Genomic DNA, 13,979 nt, shown 5'->3' on the forward strand with positions numbered 1-13,979 from the left:
AATCCGGGACCGGCTGTACAAGAATCTGTCCCGGTTCGGCCCAGGCTCTGGGCCGGCCACCGACGGCGCGCCCCGCGCCGGTCCGGATGTCCGAGGTTGGGAGGATGGCGTGGTCTGTCCGCGCTGCAACTCAGACGTCCCCGAGGTGTCGCACTTCTGCCACCACTGTGGCAACGATGTGCGCTCCGGGGATGCCGAGCGGAAGAAGGCGTACGCCGCCAGGCCGGATGAGCCAGTGGCGTCGTTCCGGCTGGTTTCGACGATCATGCCGCAGGGCTCGGGCAAGCAGCCCTATACCTACAAGGTGGCGCTCGGCGTCGCGCTGCTGCTGACCGTTCTCACCGCCGCGCTCGGCGCGCTGCCGGTGGCGATCATGGTGGCGGCGTTCTCGATCCCGATCGTCTACATCCTTTATCTGTACGACGTGAACCTCTGGGAGGACGAGCCGATCCCGGTCGTCGCCGCGGCGTTCGTGCTCACCGGAGTACTGGCCGCGGTGTTCACCTGGATCTGGTCGGACAAGATCGCCCTGAGCCTGGACACGATCGGCGGCAACGACGCCGGTCCGGCCGGGCGGGACCTGCTGATCCTGCTCCTGCTGGTGCCGGTGGTGTCGGAGCTGATCCGCCAGATCGGCCCGCTCTACCTGGCCTCCCGGCCGCGGTACGACGACCTGATGGACGGCTTCACGTTCGGCGTGGTGGCCGGTGTGGGCTACGCGTGCTTCGAGACGCTGGTGCTGCACTGGGGCTGGATCAGCGGCGGCTTCGCCGGTCCGGGCAGCAGCGCGGGCACCTGGATCTCGATCGTCCTGCTGCACGGCTTCATCAAGCCGCTGATCTACGGTTCGGCGACCGGCCTGGCCGGTGCTGAGTTCTCCGGCCTGGGTGAGGGGTACGACGGCTTCACCCCGCGCTGGGTGTTCGCGGTGATCCAGGCGATCGTGATCAACGCGCTGTTCCAGGGCGGGGTCTACCTGCTCGGGTTCGTCGGCGGTCACGGCTCGACGGTCGGCGCGATCCTCGGTGTGGTCTGGGGTCTGCTGCTGCTCGGCGCGCTGATCATCCGGGTCCGCACGGTCCTGCACAAGGGTCTGCTGGAGGCGGCGCTGGAGTCGGCCGCCCGCGGCGGCTCCAACCACGCGTCGGGCGAGCTGGCGTTCTGCTCGCGCTGTGAGATGCCGCTGCTCCCGCACTCCGACTTCTGCTCCGCGTGCGGCAACTCGGTGCGATCGGTACCGAAGTCCGCCCGTGGTGTGGCAGCACAGGCCGTGGCAGGCGGCGGGGCTGGTGGATACGACGCGACGACTGGGGAGACGCAGGCATGAGCAACCAGCCACCGCCCTACGGTCAGGGTGGCCACCCCGGGCAGCAGCCCCCGTACGGCGGCCAGCCGGGTCAGCAGGGTCAGCCCGGCTACGGTCAGCCGGGGCAGCCGCCGCAAGGTCAGCCTGGCTACGGCCAGCCACCACAGGGCCAGCCCGGCTACGGCCAGCCTGGTCAGCAGCCACAGGGGCAGCCTGGTTACGGGCAGCAGCCCGGGCGGCCGCCGCAGGCTCCGCCGCCGGGCTACGGTCAGCCGGGTCAACCGCCGTACCAGGGGCAGGGTCAGGGTCAGCAGCCCTACCCGGGTCAGCAGCAGGCGCCGTACCAGGGCCAGCAGCAGTACCAAGGCCAGCAGCAGGGCTACCCGGGCCAGCAACAGCAGTACCCCGGTCAGCAGCAGCAGTGGGGCCAGTACGGCGGTCAGACTCCGCGCAGCAAGGGCGGGAACAAGATCCTGTTCCTGGCCGGCGGTGCGATCGTCGTCGTCGCGGTGATCGGTGTCGTGCTGGCGCTGATCTTCGGTCGCGGTGACGACAAGCAGGCCGAGCCGACCCCGCAGCCGACCAACGGGCAGAGCACCGAGCCGACCGAGAACGTCGACGAGGGCATCGAGGTCGCCGAGGGCGTCTTCGTGAAGCCGCAGCCCGGCTACGTCCGCAAGGAGCTGAAGGGGTTTGACGGCGTCTACCTGCTGAAGGCCAAGGAGGCCTACTTCATGGTGGAGGCCTTCAAGGGCAAGGAGGGTGAGAACACCGACACCATCCTGCCGAAGCTGATCGGCGCCGAGACCGGGGACCTGTCCGCGGTGAAGAAGAACGAGCCGAAGGTGACCAAGCCGGGGCCGGACGACAAGACCCCGGTGAAGATCCTCACCACGCAGAGCTTCTCCGCCACCTCGTCCAGCCAGAACGGCAGCGAGCCGGTGGTCGGGTTCGTCGGCGTGGTCGAGCGCAACGACGGCGTGATCACGCTGGTGCGGGTGTACGGGCTGAAGTCGAAGTTCGATGCCATCAACAAGGACTCGAACGAGATGCTGAAGTCGGTGCTCAAGAGCCAGTGATCCGCAAGCGCGCCGAGGGCGCGGCCGGCAGGCCGAACCCTTGGGTGAGGAACCCAGCGCCGGACGACGGTGCGGCTCCGGGTACGCCGGAGCCGCCGCCGTCGCGGCGATTGCCGGGCCGGTCGCGACCGGCCCGGTCCGCGGGCCCGACCCAGGGTCCGCGGATCCCGACGTACCTGATCCCGGCCGGAGCCGGCCTGATCGTGGTCGTGGCGGTCGCGGTCGGGCTCTATCTGCTGTCCGGAGGAGACGACACAGCAGACCCGGCTCCACCGCCGTCTCCGACGACGACCGCGAGTACGCCGACGTCGACGTACACGCCGCCGCCGAACGCAGTCCTGGTCGGGTCCGGCGTCGCCGTCGTACCGGCCGCGGGCTGGAGCCTGCTGGAGAAGGAGACGCAGGGCAAGGAGTTCGTCTCCTACGCGGCCAGCGGCGACGCCCGGGCGTTCTTCTGGGTCCGGCAGAAGCAGAACGTGACCGCGAAGGCGTACGTGCTCGGGATCGTCGAGGGCGAGACCCAGAACGAGATCGCCCAACTCGGCAACGTACGGAACCTGACCTGCCCGAAGGACGTCCTGGAGGAGTGCGTCGCGATCAGCTACACCTCCACCACCAAGGACAAGAGCGGACAGCAGGTCAAGGTCCAGGGGTACGTCGAGGCGTACCGGCGCAAGGACCAGGTGGTCACCGCGCTGGACTTCCGGACCCGGATCGACTTCGCGCCGCAAGCCGAGGCGGACGCCGCGACCATGAAGCAGTCGGTGCTCGACAGCCTGTGACGAGGACATCCCAGACATACCGCGAGGAAGAGTTATGAGTCAGCAGTACGGGCCGCCCCCGAACTCCGCGCCGGGTGGCTGGGGACGTGGGCCGGGCGGGCCGCAACGGCAGTCGTCGGGCTCGATGCGGTCCCGGTGGATCATCATGGCCGGCACGATCGTCGCCGTCGCGCTGATCGCCGTCGGGGTCGTCGTACTGGTGACCGGCGGCGACAAGGAGCAGCCGGTCGCCGAGCAGACGCCAGACCCGACCGGCACGCTGTACACGCCGCCGACGCCGTCTCCGACCAAGGCGGCCGTCACCAAGGGCCGGTACGACACCGGCGTCGAGATTGGTGGTGGGCTCTGGTTCACCCCGGTCAAGGGGTGGCTGCCGGACTGGGACAAGTCCAAGGGCGGGACCAACTACATCCTGCAGCAGCCCGGGGCGCGGGGGCGGATCGACGGCTACTACTGGGTCCGTCAGACCACGCAGTACGACGCGAAGGGGTTCGCCGAGCACCTGGTCGACATCGAGTCGGACGGGTTCAAGGACGTCCGGATCGGCAAGACGGTGGCCTGCAAGACGACCAACCCGGCGATCAAGGCCTGTTACGCGGTGACGTTCAACGCGCTCGTCCCGGCCGCCGCCGGCAAGTTCCTCCCGTTCCGCGGCTTCGTCACGGCGTACGCCGACGAGTCCGGCAAGATCACCGCCACCGACGCGGCCCTGGAACTCAGCGTCTACAAGCGCCGCGTCCGCGAGCTCGTCTACATGAACAACACCCTGATGAAGAGCTTCTGATCCGGCCCTGACCTGGGGTTTTTCGGAACTGTCGGCGCGGCGCCGTACGGTGGAGGGCATGAGACAGGTCTCGGATCTTCAGCGTATGGTGGCGCCGCTCGAGGTGGTGTCCGACTTCGAGCCGGCCGGTGACCAGCCAGCCGCGATCGCGGACCTGGAGCGCCGGATCAACGGCGGGGAGCAGGACGTCGTACTGCTCGGCGCGACCGGTACCGGCAAGACCGCCACGATCGCCTGGCTGGCCGAGAAGATCCAGCGCCCGATGCTGATCCTGCAGCCGAACAAGACACTCGCCGCCCAGTTCGCGAACGAGCTGCGGCACTTCTTCCCGGCCAACGCCGTCGAGTACTTCGTCTCGTACTACGACTACTACCAGCCGGAGGCGTACGTCCCGCAGACGGACACCTACATCGAGAAGGACTCCTCGATCAACGAGGAGGTCGAGCGGCTGCGGCACTCGGCGACCTGGTCGCTGCTGACCCGCCGCGACGTGATCGTGGTCGCGACCGTCTCCTGCATCTACGGCCTGGGCTCCGCCGACGAGTACCTGAACCGCATGATCCACGTGAAGGTCGGCACCGAGATGGATCGCGACGGCCTGTTGCGCAAGCTCGTCGGGGTGCAGTACGCGCGCAACGACCTGGCCGGCACCCGCGGCACGTTCCGGGTCCGCGGCGACACGCTCGAGGTCTTCCCGGTGTACCAGGAGCTCGCCGTCCGGGTGGAGTTCTTCGGTGACGAGATCGAGCGGGTGATGACGCTGCACCCGCTCACCGGTGAGGTGCTGAGCGAGGAGGACGAGGTCTACATCGGCGCCGCGACGCACTACGTCACCGCGCCGGAGCGGATGGAGCGCGCGATCACGTCGATCGAGGCCGAGCTGGAGGAGCGGCTGGCCGAGCTCGAGCGTGGTGGCCAGTTGCTGGAGGCACAGCGGCTCCGGATGCGGACGACGTACGACATCGAGATGATGCGTCAGATCGGGACGTGCTCCGGCATCGAGAACTACTCGCGCCACACCGATGGCCGCGAGCCCGGGACGGCGCCGCACTGTCTGCTGGACTACTTCCCCGAGGACTTCGTGCTGGTCATCGACGAGTCGCACGTGACCGTCCCGCAGATCGGCGGTATGTACGAGGGCGACATGTCCCGGAAGCGGACCCTGGTCGAGCACGGGTTCCGGCTGCCGTCCGCCATGGACAACCGGCCGCTGCGCTGGGAGGAGTTCCTGGAGCGGATCGGCCAGACCGTCTACCTGTCCGCGACCCCGGGGCAGTACGAGCAGGACAAGTCGGACGGCTTCGTCGAGCAGCTGATCCGGCCGACCGGACTGGTCGACCCCGAGGTGATCGTGAAGCCGACCAAGGGTCAGATCGACGACCTGATCCACGAGATCCGGCTCCGGGTCGAGCGGGACGAGCGCGTCCTGGTGACCACGCTGACCAAGAAGATGTCGGAGGACCTGACCGACTACCTGCTGGAGATGGGCATCCGGACCAGGTACCTGCACAGCGAGGTGGACACCCTGCGCCGGGTCGAGCTGCTCCGCGAGCTGCGCCAGGGCGAGTACGACGTACTGGTCGGCATCAACCTGCTGCGTGAGGGTCTGGACCTGCCCGAGGTGTCGCTGGTCGCGATCCTGGACGCGGACAAGGAAGGCTTCCTGCGCTCCGGCCGGTCGCTGATCCAGACCATCGGCCGTGCCGCCCGGAACGTGTCCGGCCAGGTGTTCATGTACGCCGACAAGATCACCCCGTCGATGGAACTGGCGATCGACGAGACCAACCGTCGTCGCGCCAAGCAGATCGCGTACAACGAGGCGAACGGGGTCGACCCGCAGCCGCTGCGGAAGAAGATCGCCGACATCACCGACATGCTGGCCCGCGAGGACGCGGACACCGCCGACCTGCTCGGCTCCGGCCGGACCCAGTCCCGCGGCAAGGCGCCGGTGCCGGGTGGCGGCAAGGCGAAGGCGGGCGAGAAGGCGAAGGAGCTGGCCGGCGGGCTGCCGTCGTCCGACCTGGCCGACCTGATCCAGCAGCTGACCGACCAGATGCACAACGCGGCGGCCGAACTGCAGTTCGAGGTCGCCGCCCGCTACCGCGACGAGATCTCCGAACTGAAGAAGGAACTCCGCCAGATGACCAACGCCGGCATGAAGTAGGAGACCGCTCAGCCCCGGCCGACCTGGGTCGGCCGGGGTCGCCGCGTCAGTTGTGTGGTTGGACTGTGTGTTGGGGTGACTCGTTGACCTGGAGGGTGAAGAGGTCGGGGCGGGCGTAGTGGCCGTTCGGATCGAAATCGAACCTGCCACGGTCCAGGTCGCCGAGGTCGAGTTCCGCGAGCAGGACCCCCTCGCCGCCCCGCAGCGGGCCGGCGAGGATCTCGCCCAGCGGTGAGATCACCACGCTCCCACCGTCGATCAGCACCGTGTCCGGTGCCTCACCCTGGATCGGGTGCAGATCATCCGTCAGATCCGCCCGGGTCAGATACTGGTTCGCGCTGATCACGAAGCAGCGCCCCTCGAGCGCGACATGCCGCATCGTCGCCTGCCACTGCTCGCGGTCGTCGACCGTCGGTGCACACCAGATCTCGACTCCCTTGGCGTACATGGCCTGCCGGAACAGCGGCATGTAGTTCTCCCAGCAGATCGCCGACCCGAGCACCCCGAACTCGGTCCGCACCGCCGGCATCGTCGACCCGTCGCCCTGACCCCACAGGAACCGCTCGGCGGCGGTCGGCATCAGCTTGCGGTGCGTCGCCACCAGCCCCTGCCGCGGATCGATGAACACCGCCGTGCAGTACAACGTTCCTCCTGCGCGCTCGATCACCCCGGCAACCAGATGTACGCCGAGCTCAGCCGACAGCCCAGCGAGCCGGGCCGTCTCCGGTCCGGGTACGTCGACCGCCGCCTCCCGATACCGCCGGAACGTGTCGCGCCCCTCCGGTGATCGGGACCCGACCGTCACACCGAAATCGAGTCCCTTCGGGTACCCGCCCAGGAACGCCTCCGGCAGCACGACCAGCCGTGCACCGTCCGAGGCCGCCTCGCGAACGTACCGCTCCGCCTTCGCCAGCGTCGCGGGCGTGTCGAACAGTGTGGAGCCGGCCTGAACCGCGGCAACGACAACAGAACTCATGCCCGCAGCCTAGGACGCACTCGACTACCTCAGATGTACACGCACGCGACGCACGACGCAGCGGGCGATCTTCGGAAACAAAGTTGCACCCAGCGACAAGAAGTTTCCGATGATCGGGCGCACCACACCACACGCGCCACGCCAACGACAACTGCAGTCACGTCCCGCAGCGTAGGTCGTGCCCGGCGGTCGAGTTCTGTTCTCGGGAGGGGCTAGCGTGCGTTCCAGGATCACCAAGGGGAGGACGACATGTTCGATCACGTGTCGCTGCAATGCGACGACCTGGACGCAAGCCGCCGGTTCTACGAGACGCTGCTCGCGCCGATCGGGATCACCGTGGTCATGGAGTTCGGCGATGTTCTCGCCCTGGGCGGGCCGGACGGCGCACCGAAGTTCTGGCTCGGGAAGCAGACGACCGGCGGTACGCAGCGGGAGATCCACATCGCGTTCACGGCACCGAATCGGGCCACCGTCGACACGGTCCACCGGACCGCCCGGGACTTGGGTGCCGAGATCCTGCACGAGCCGAAGGAGTGGCCGGAGTACCACCCCGGCTACTACGCCGTCTTCGTCCGAGACCCCGACGGCAACAACGTCGAGGCTGTCTCACACAGCTGAGCTGAGAGGGAGTGACATGGCGCGAATGAGTGGCGCTGACGTGCTCGAGCACTGCTTGGGGAAGCCGGGGGCGTGGCAGGACGAGCCTTGGGACGGCGATGTGGTCGCCAAGGTCGGCGACAAGATCTTCGCGTTCCTGGGAGGCGGGGACGGGGTCGGGATCAAGTGCGGCGCCAACCGGGAGGAGGCCGACGAACTGGTCGACACCTACCCTGGTGACGTCACCAAGATGGCGTACATCGGCCGCTCCGGCTGGAACAGCGTTCGCCTCGGCGGCAGCGTGCCGGACGACGAGATCCTCGAGCTGATCGACGCGTCGTACGAGACGATCGTGGGCAAACTCCCCAAGAGCAAGCGTCCGACCTAGCCGCGGACGACACGCCTGAAACAGGCGGACTGATCACACAGCGCAACTATTCCTGGTCCGGTTGTGATCATTCCGACAGCCGGACACGGTGCCCCGGGATTTGGAGACTTGGACATCGACCAGTCAGAATAGACGTGGAGAAGGGGAGTATTCCTTCGCGGCGGCATCGTCATCACGGTCAGGGGTTCGCCCCCGCGCCCGGTGCCACCGGCCAGACTCGCGGTGCGAGTCCGGCGGAAGAGACCTTCGGAGTCCTGTTTCAGCTGAGCTCCGGAGGTGTCTGTGCACGTTGCTGACTACGTTTGGTACATCACGGTCGGCGTGCTTCTCGCGCTGCTGGCTTTCGACGTCTTCATCATCGGCCGCCGTCCACACGAGCCGAGTACCCGGGAGTCCGCGACCGCGATCGCGTTCTACGTGGGTCTCGCGGTGGTCTTCGGCCTCGGCGTCTGGTTGTTCTCCGGTGGGCAGTACGCGGGCGAGTTCTTCGCCGGCTGGCTGACCGAGTACAGCCTGAGCGTCGACAACCTGTTCATCTTCCTGATCATCATGTCCAGGTTCGGCGTACCCAGGAAGTATCAGCAGACCGCGCTGCTGATCGGCATCATCCTGGCGCTGGTGTTCCGCGGCGTGTTCATCGCGGTCGGCGCCGCCGCGATCAACCAGTTCTCGTGGATCTTCTACCTGTTCGGCGCGTTCCTGGTCTACACCGCGATCCACCTGGCCAAGCAGGGTGAGAACGACGACGACGACTTCAAGGAGAACGCGGTCATCCGGTTCGCCAAGAAGCGCCTGAACGCCACCGACGAGTACAACGGCGTCAAGCTCACCATCGTCAAGAACGGCAAGCGGCTCGTCACTCCGATGGCGATCGTGATCATCGCGCTCGGCACGACCGACCTGCTGTTCGCACTCGACTCGATCCCGGCGATCTACGGACTGACTCAGGAGCCGTTCCTGGTCTTCACGGCGAACGTGTTCGCACTGATGGGTCTGCGGCAGTTGTACTTCCTGCTCGGCGACCTGCTGAAGCGGCTGGTCTACCTGTCCATCGGCCTGTCGGTGGTGCTCGCGTTCATCGGCGTGAAGCTGGTCCTGCACGCGATGCATGTGAACGAGTTGCCGTTCATCAACGGCGGCCACCACATCGAGTGGGCCCCGGAGATCCCGATCTGGTTCTCGCTGGGCTTCATCATCATCACCCTCGGCATCACCACGGTCGCGAGCCTGCGCAAGTCCCGCATCACCAAGCAGGACCCGACCGACCCCCCGGCTGAGGGCGGCGAGCTGGACGAGTCGACCCCGGTCGACAGGCGGCCGAACGGTACGACGGCCGAGCTCGACCCGAAGACCCAGGCCGAGCTCGACTCGATCCGCGAGCCCGAGCCGCAGGAGTCGGACGCCAAGAAGTCCTGACCCTCGGACACCGAGAAGTCCTGACCCGAAGAACCGACGTCGCCCCGGACCGGCCTGGTCCGGGGCGACGTCGCGTCGAGACGGTCAGAGCCTGGCCGCGGCGACCAGGGTGGCTCTGCGTTCGTCGGGCACCGGCGCGTCTTCCAGGCGCTTGCCGGTCTCCGACGCGTGCAGCATCCCGGTGGGGGAGACGAAGCCGACGTGGTGGACCTGCTTGCCGGGCCGGCCGAAGAAGTACAGGTCGCCGGGTCGCGCCTCGTCGACACTGATGTTCTCCAGCGCGTCGGCCTGGTCGTGCGCGTCGCGAGGGATGCGCAGCCCGAGCACCCGGCAGACCGCGTGGGTCAGGCCGGAGCAGTCCAGGCCGTACGCCGAGGTCCCGCCCCACAGGTACTCGAGCCCGAGGAACATCGCCCCCAGCCGCAGCCGATCCTCAGGTGCGGACGGCTGCTCGACGGACCGCAGTACGTCGTCCGCCAGCCAGCCTGACCCGCCATCCGGGGTAGCCACCCGGGTGTACCCGTCGGCGTGCTCGGTCGACGCCAGGACGGTCGCGAACGAGAGCTCGCCCAGCGGCGCGCCCGCGCCCGGCTCAGCGAGCAGCGTCGCGGTCGGGACCGTGATCGCGACGGGCGCCGTCGCGCTGCTGGGCAGCTCACCCAGGTGGCTCGACGGCACCCAGCCCGGGTACCCGAGCTCATCGTTGGACGACGGCTGCCAGGGTGCCAGGATCTCCGACCAGCCGTCCCGCTCCGAGCGGACCAGGACAGGTTCGGCGAACAGCAGTTGGGTCAGGGTCCGGCCGTGCAGGCCGAGCCGGGTCTCGGTGTCCATGGACTTCGCCCACGCGGCGACATCGGGCTGGGCGGCGACGGCCGCGGCATCGATGTCGCGGGGCGCGTCCGGCGCGGTCCAGACGGTACTGACCGGGACTTTGGCGGCGACTAGCTTCATACGGTCAAGCCTGTCACGCCGAGACCAGGAGCCGCAGGCAGGTGGATCAGTGCGCCGTCGTACCGGATCCCTCCGGTCACCGGCGCCTGCTTCAGCCACCAGGCCGCGTCGAGGTCGTTGACCGCGGACGTCGGGTAGGCCGACACCAGCGCGGCCGCCGCTCCGACACCGACGTGGCTCTCCATCATCGAGCCGACGATCGTCCGGATCCCGTGCTCGCGGGCCAGTTCCAGCAGGGTCCGGGCCGGCCCGAGTCCGCCGCACTTGGCCAGCTTGACGTTCACCATGTCAGCGGCGCCGTACCGGATCACGTTCACCAGGTCGCGTACGTCGTACACGGACTCGTCGGCGAGGATCGGCGTACGGACCCGGTCGGTCACCCAGGCCATGCCCTCGAGGTCGGCGGCAACGACCGGCTGCTCGACGAGTTCGAGGTCGCAGCCCGCGTCCTCCATCGCCCGGATGGCGGTGACCGCGTCGCGTCGGGACCAGCCCTGGTTGGCGTCCAGTCGCAGCGTCGGTTCCGGGCCGATCGCCTCGCGGACGCGCCGGACCCGCTCGACGTCGGCGCGGGCGTCGGTGCCGACCTTGACCTTCAGTACGTCGAAACCGTCCGCGAGCCGGGCCTGTGCCGCGGCCGCGAGCGTATCGGGATCGCCGACGGACAGCGTCATGTCAGTGCGCACGATGTCGACGGTCGAGCCGAGGAAACCGTGCAGCGTCTGCCCGCGTCGCCGCGCGGCGAGGTCGTGCAGCGCGACGTCGACCGCGCCCTTCGCGCCGAAGTTGCCGGCCGCGGCGTTCTGCACGCGGCGCAAGGCCTCAGTGAGGTCGTCCGGGCCGAGACCGTCCAGGGCCGCGGTGATCGGTCCCTCGACGCAGGCCTGCGACCCGGCGAGCGAGTCGCCGGTCACCTTCCACACCTGCGGAGCCTCGCCCCAGCCGCTGACCCCGCCGTCGCTCACCTCGACCAGCAGCGAGTCCGCGTGTGTCGCCGTTCGCAGTGCCGTGATGAACGGTGTGTGCAGCGGCGCCGAGACCAGATGCGTGCTGACCTTCATCGGACCCCTCCGAGGTCGCGCCGGTGGTTCCACGCCTCGAGCGCGATGTTCGCGATCAGCTTCTGCGCATCCGCGTCGGCCAGGTCGGACGTCGTACACACGACCAGCACGAACGGTTCGGCGTCGGGTGGGCGGACGATGCCGCCGTCGTGGCGGATCCGGGTGTCCCAGCCGTTCTTGTGCTCGACCCGGGTCCCGGCCGGCAGCAGGGCAGGGATCTCGCCGTTCCACTGGTTGCCGGCCAGCAGGTCGCGCAGGTAGTTGCCCGAGGCGCCCTGCTGATTGCCGACAGCAACCAGTACGCCGGCCAGACCCGCCGGGCTCATCAGGTTGCTGATGCCGGCCCGCACGCCCGGCCCGTCGTCGATCCCGCGCCGGATCGCGCTGTCGCCGGGGCCGTACTCCGCGAGCACCGTGTGGGCGGCGTCGATCCCGACCTGCTCCAGCACGAGGTCCGTCGCGAGGTTGCTGGACCGGGTGATCATCTCCGTCGCGAGCCACCCGAGCGGCACCTGCTCACCCAGCTTCGTCCAGGTCGCCGGCGCCTCGTCCTCGTCCGGGTTCACGCCGAACCGCCCGCCGGCCGCGGACGCGAAGTCGTTGTGCACGGTCACCGGCTGGTCGAGCGCCAGCTCACCCGCGTCTACCTTGCGCATCATCGCCATCGCCACCGGGAGTTTCATCGTGCTCGCGGAGTAGTGCGTCCGCTCCGCCAGATGCTCGAACACCGGTACGCCGTCCAGCCGCCCCAGCCAAACCCCGAAGGCGCCGCTCCCGTCGACGTCCCGGAGCAGTTCCGCGATTCCCATGCCGATCACCCAACCACACCACTGCCCTGGCAGACTGCGAAGGGTGTCCAGGGCAATCGGTCTCCTCCTCGGCTTCGCGGCCGACCGTGTTCTCGGTGATCCCCGCCGCTTCCACCCGGTGGCCGGCTTCGGGCAGGCGGCGTCCCGGGTGGAGTCCCGCTGGTACGCCGATTCCCGCGCGGCCGGTACGGCGTACACGGTCGCCCTGGTCGGTACGACGGCAGCCGCCGGAGCCGTGGTCGAGCGGCTGACCCGGAATCGTCCGATCGTCCACACGCTCGTCACCGCGGCCACGACGTGGACCGTGCTCGGCGCCCGAAGTCTGGAGCGCGAGGCCGAGGTGATGGCCGGGCTGCTCGAGGAGAAGGACATCCCGGCGGCCCGCGACCGGCTCAGCCACCTGTGTGCGCGAGACGCGACCAGTCTGGAAGCCGACGAACTCGCCCGCGCGACCGTGGAGTCGATCGCCGAGAACACCTCCGACGCGTGCGTCGCTCCGCTGCTCTGGGGCGGGGTGCTCGGCGTACCGGGGCTGCTCGGCTACCGCGCCGCCAACACTCTGGACGCGATGGTGGGCTACAAGTCCGCGAAGTACCTCAACTTCGGCTGGGCGTCGGCGCGGCTGGACGACGTACTCAACCTGCTGCCTGCTCGCGTGTGCGCCGTGCTCACCGGACTCGCCGCCGGCCGGCCCGGGCAGACCATCCAGGTCTGGCAGCGGGATGCGCGGAAGCACCCGAGCCCGAACGCCGGGCCGGTCGAGGCCGCGTTCGCCGGTGCGCTGGATCTGACCCTGGGCGGCACGAACAGTTACGGGTCGTACCAGGAGGACCGAGGCACACTGGGCGACGGGCCTACACCGGCGGTTGCGGACGTACGCCGTACCGCGGCGCTGGCCAGGCGCGTCGGTGTGGTTGCGGCTGGGGTCGCCGCTGGGGTCGCCGCGATCCTGGCCGTCGCCGGCCGGAAGGGAACACGATGGGGTTGAGTCACCGCCCGCTGCGGATCGCACTGATCCGGCACGGTGAGTCCGAGGCGAACCTGGACAAGTCGATCTTCGAGCGAGTACCCGACCACGCGATCCCGCTCACGCCGCACGGGCACGAGCAGTCGGCCAAGGCGGGCAAGTACCTGCGGGAGCTGTTCGAGAACGAGCCGGCCCGCGTGTACGTCTCGCCGTACGTGCGGGCCTTGCAGACGCTGGATTCACTCGGGCTGGACGACCTGATCGGTGAGCCCCGGGAGGAGCCACGGCTGCGGGAGCAGGACTGGGCCAACTACCAGGACACCGCGGACATCGAGCGGCAGGAGGTGCTCCGGGACCGGTTCGGGCACTTCTTCTACCGGTTCACCCACGGTGAGTCGGGGTCCGACGTGTACGACCGGGTGTCGACGTTCCTGGAGACGATGCACCGCGACTTCGAGTCCCCGGACGCGCCGCGGAACGTGTTGCTGGTGTCGCACGGGCTGACCATGCGGCTGTTCTGCATGCGCTGGTTCCACTGGTCGGTCAAGTTCTTCGAGACGCTGCGGAACCCGGACAACGCCGAAACGCGCGTCCTGCTGCGGCAGCCGGATTTCCGGTACAAGCTGGACCGGCCGTTCGAACAGTGGACGACGTACGAGCCGTCCGAGCGAGAGCGATCGGCCTGGCTGTAAGGCG

At 68.7% G+C, this 13,979-nt stretch carries 14 protein-coding genes; 10 read left to right on the forward strand and 4 right to left on the reverse strand.

Annotated features, from left to right (window positions below; genetic code table 11):
- Positions 1 to 109: 109 nt before the first annotated feature.
- Genes ACGFH6_RS16040 through uvrB form a run of 5 tightly spaced genes read left to right on the forward strand, consistent with a single transcriptional unit; the run spans position 110 to position 6,115 of the window.
- Entirely contained in the window at positions 110 to 1,327 is a 1,218-nt protein-coding gene (locus ACGFH6_RS16040) for a zinc ribbon domain-containing protein (protein WP_393384299.1), read from the forward strand.
- Positions 1,324 to 2,385: a hypothetical protein gene (locus ACGFH6_RS16045; RefSeq protein WP_393384301.1), complete on the forward strand. Its 1,062-nt coding sequence runs from the start codon at positions 1,324 to 1,326 to the stop codon at positions 2,383 to 2,385. Before ACGFH6_RS16040 ends, ACGFH6_RS16045 begins: the two co-directional genes overlap by 4 nt.
- 44 nt (positions 2,386 to 2,429) lie before the next feature.
- Positions 2,430 to 3,167 (forward strand): hypothetical protein, encoded by a 738-nt coding sequence (locus ACGFH6_RS16050; protein WP_393384302.1) that lies wholly within the window; start codon positions 2,430 to 2,432, stop codon positions 3,165 to 3,167.
- A gap of 34 nt (positions 3,168 to 3,201) precedes the next feature.
- Positions 3,202 to 3,951 (forward strand): hypothetical protein, encoded by a 750-nt coding sequence (locus ACGFH6_RS16055; RefSeq protein WP_393384303.1) that lies wholly within the window; start codon positions 3,202 to 3,204, stop codon positions 3,949 to 3,951.
- Between the two features lie 58 nt (positions 3,952 to 4,009).
- A complete protein-coding gene (uvrB, locus tag ACGFH6_RS16060) occupies positions 4,010 to 6,115 on the forward strand; it encodes an excinuclease ABC subunit UvrB (RefSeq protein WP_393384305.1) in 2,106 nt (701 codons plus the stop codon).
- Between the two features lie 46 nt (positions 6,116 to 6,161).
- Here uvrB and ACGFH6_RS16065 read toward each other — a convergent pair whose 3' ends face one another.
- Positions 6,162 to 7,091, reverse strand: coding sequence for a nitrilase-related carbon-nitrogen hydrolase (locus ACGFH6_RS16065; protein WP_393384307.1), 930 nt, complete (start codon positions 7,089 to 7,091; stop codon positions 6,162 to 6,164).
- Positions 7,092 to 7,340: 249 nt separating this feature from the next.
- Here ACGFH6_RS16065 and ACGFH6_RS16070 point away from each other — a divergent pair, with 249 nt between their 5' ends.
- The 3 genes from ACGFH6_RS16070 to ACGFH6_RS16080 all read left to right on the forward strand — a co-directional run bounded on the left by ACGFH6_RS16070 (position 7,341) and on the right by ACGFH6_RS16080 (position 9,492).
- Positions 7,341 to 7,709, forward strand: a complete 369-nt coding sequence (locus tag ACGFH6_RS16070; protein ID WP_393384309.1) for a VOC family protein — start codon at positions 7,341 to 7,343, stop codon at positions 7,707 to 7,709.
- 16 nt (positions 7,710 to 7,725) lie between these two features.
- The gene (locus ACGFH6_RS16075) at positions 7,726 to 8,076 is read left to right on the forward strand and encodes an MmcQ/YjbR family DNA-binding protein (protein ID WP_393384311.1); all 351 of its coding nucleotides are present in this window, start codon (positions 7,726 to 7,728) and stop codon (positions 8,074 to 8,076) included.
- Between the two features lie 282 nt (positions 8,077 to 8,358).
- Positions 8,359 to 9,492, forward strand: a complete 1,134-nt coding sequence (locus tag ACGFH6_RS16080) for a TerC family protein (protein ID WP_393384313.1) — start codon at positions 8,359 to 8,361, stop codon at positions 9,490 to 9,492.
- Between the two features lie 84 nt (positions 9,493 to 9,576).
- On the opposite strand, the gene ACGFH6_RS16085 is transcribed toward ACGFH6_RS16080, so the two are convergent.
- Genes ACGFH6_RS16085 through ACGFH6_RS16095 form a run of 3 tightly spaced genes read right to left on the reverse strand, consistent with a single transcriptional unit; the run spans position 9,577 to position 12,316 of the window.
- Complete coding sequence (locus ACGFH6_RS16085) at positions 9,577 to 10,446, reverse strand: NlpC/P60 family protein (RefSeq protein ID WP_393384314.1); 870 nt, start codon at positions 10,444 to 10,446, stop codon at positions 9,577 to 9,579.
- The gene (locus ACGFH6_RS16090; protein ID WP_393384316.1) at positions 10,443 to 11,507 is read right to left on the reverse strand and encodes a mandelate racemase/muconate lactonizing enzyme family protein; all 1,065 of its coding nucleotides are present in this window, start codon (positions 11,505 to 11,507) and stop codon (positions 10,443 to 10,445) included. Before ACGFH6_RS16090 ends, ACGFH6_RS16085 begins: the two co-directional genes overlap by 4 nt.
- Positions 11,504 to 12,316 carry a serine hydrolase gene (locus ACGFH6_RS16095; RefSeq protein ID WP_393384317.1) on the reverse strand — a complete coding sequence of 271 codons (813 nt, stop codon included), beginning with the start codon at positions 12,314 to 12,316 and terminating at the stop codon, positions 11,504 to 11,506. Before ACGFH6_RS16095 ends, ACGFH6_RS16090 begins: the two co-directional genes overlap by 4 nt.
- A 43-nt stretch (positions 12,317 to 12,359) precedes the next feature.
- Between ACGFH6_RS16095 and ACGFH6_RS16100 the strand changes: the two genes are divergently transcribed.
- Together ACGFH6_RS16100 and ACGFH6_RS16105 are read left to right on the forward strand one after the other, a co-directional pair.
- A complete protein-coding gene (locus ACGFH6_RS16100; RefSeq protein ID WP_393384319.1) occupies positions 12,360 to 13,304 on the forward strand; it encodes a cobalamin biosynthesis protein in 945 nt (314 codons plus the stop codon).
- Positions 13,295 to 13,975, forward strand: a complete 681-nt coding sequence (locus ACGFH6_RS16105; RefSeq protein ID WP_393384320.1) for a histidine phosphatase family protein — start codon at positions 13,295 to 13,297, stop codon at positions 13,973 to 13,975. Before ACGFH6_RS16100 ends, ACGFH6_RS16105 begins: the two co-directional genes overlap by 10 nt.
- Positions 13,976 to 13,979 lie beyond the last annotated feature (4 nt).

Origin of the sequence: Kribbella sp. NPDC049227 (assembly GCF_043197265.1) — a bacterium.
GTDB lineage: Bacteria > Actinomycetota > Actinomycetes > Propionibacteriales > Kribbellaceae > Kribbella.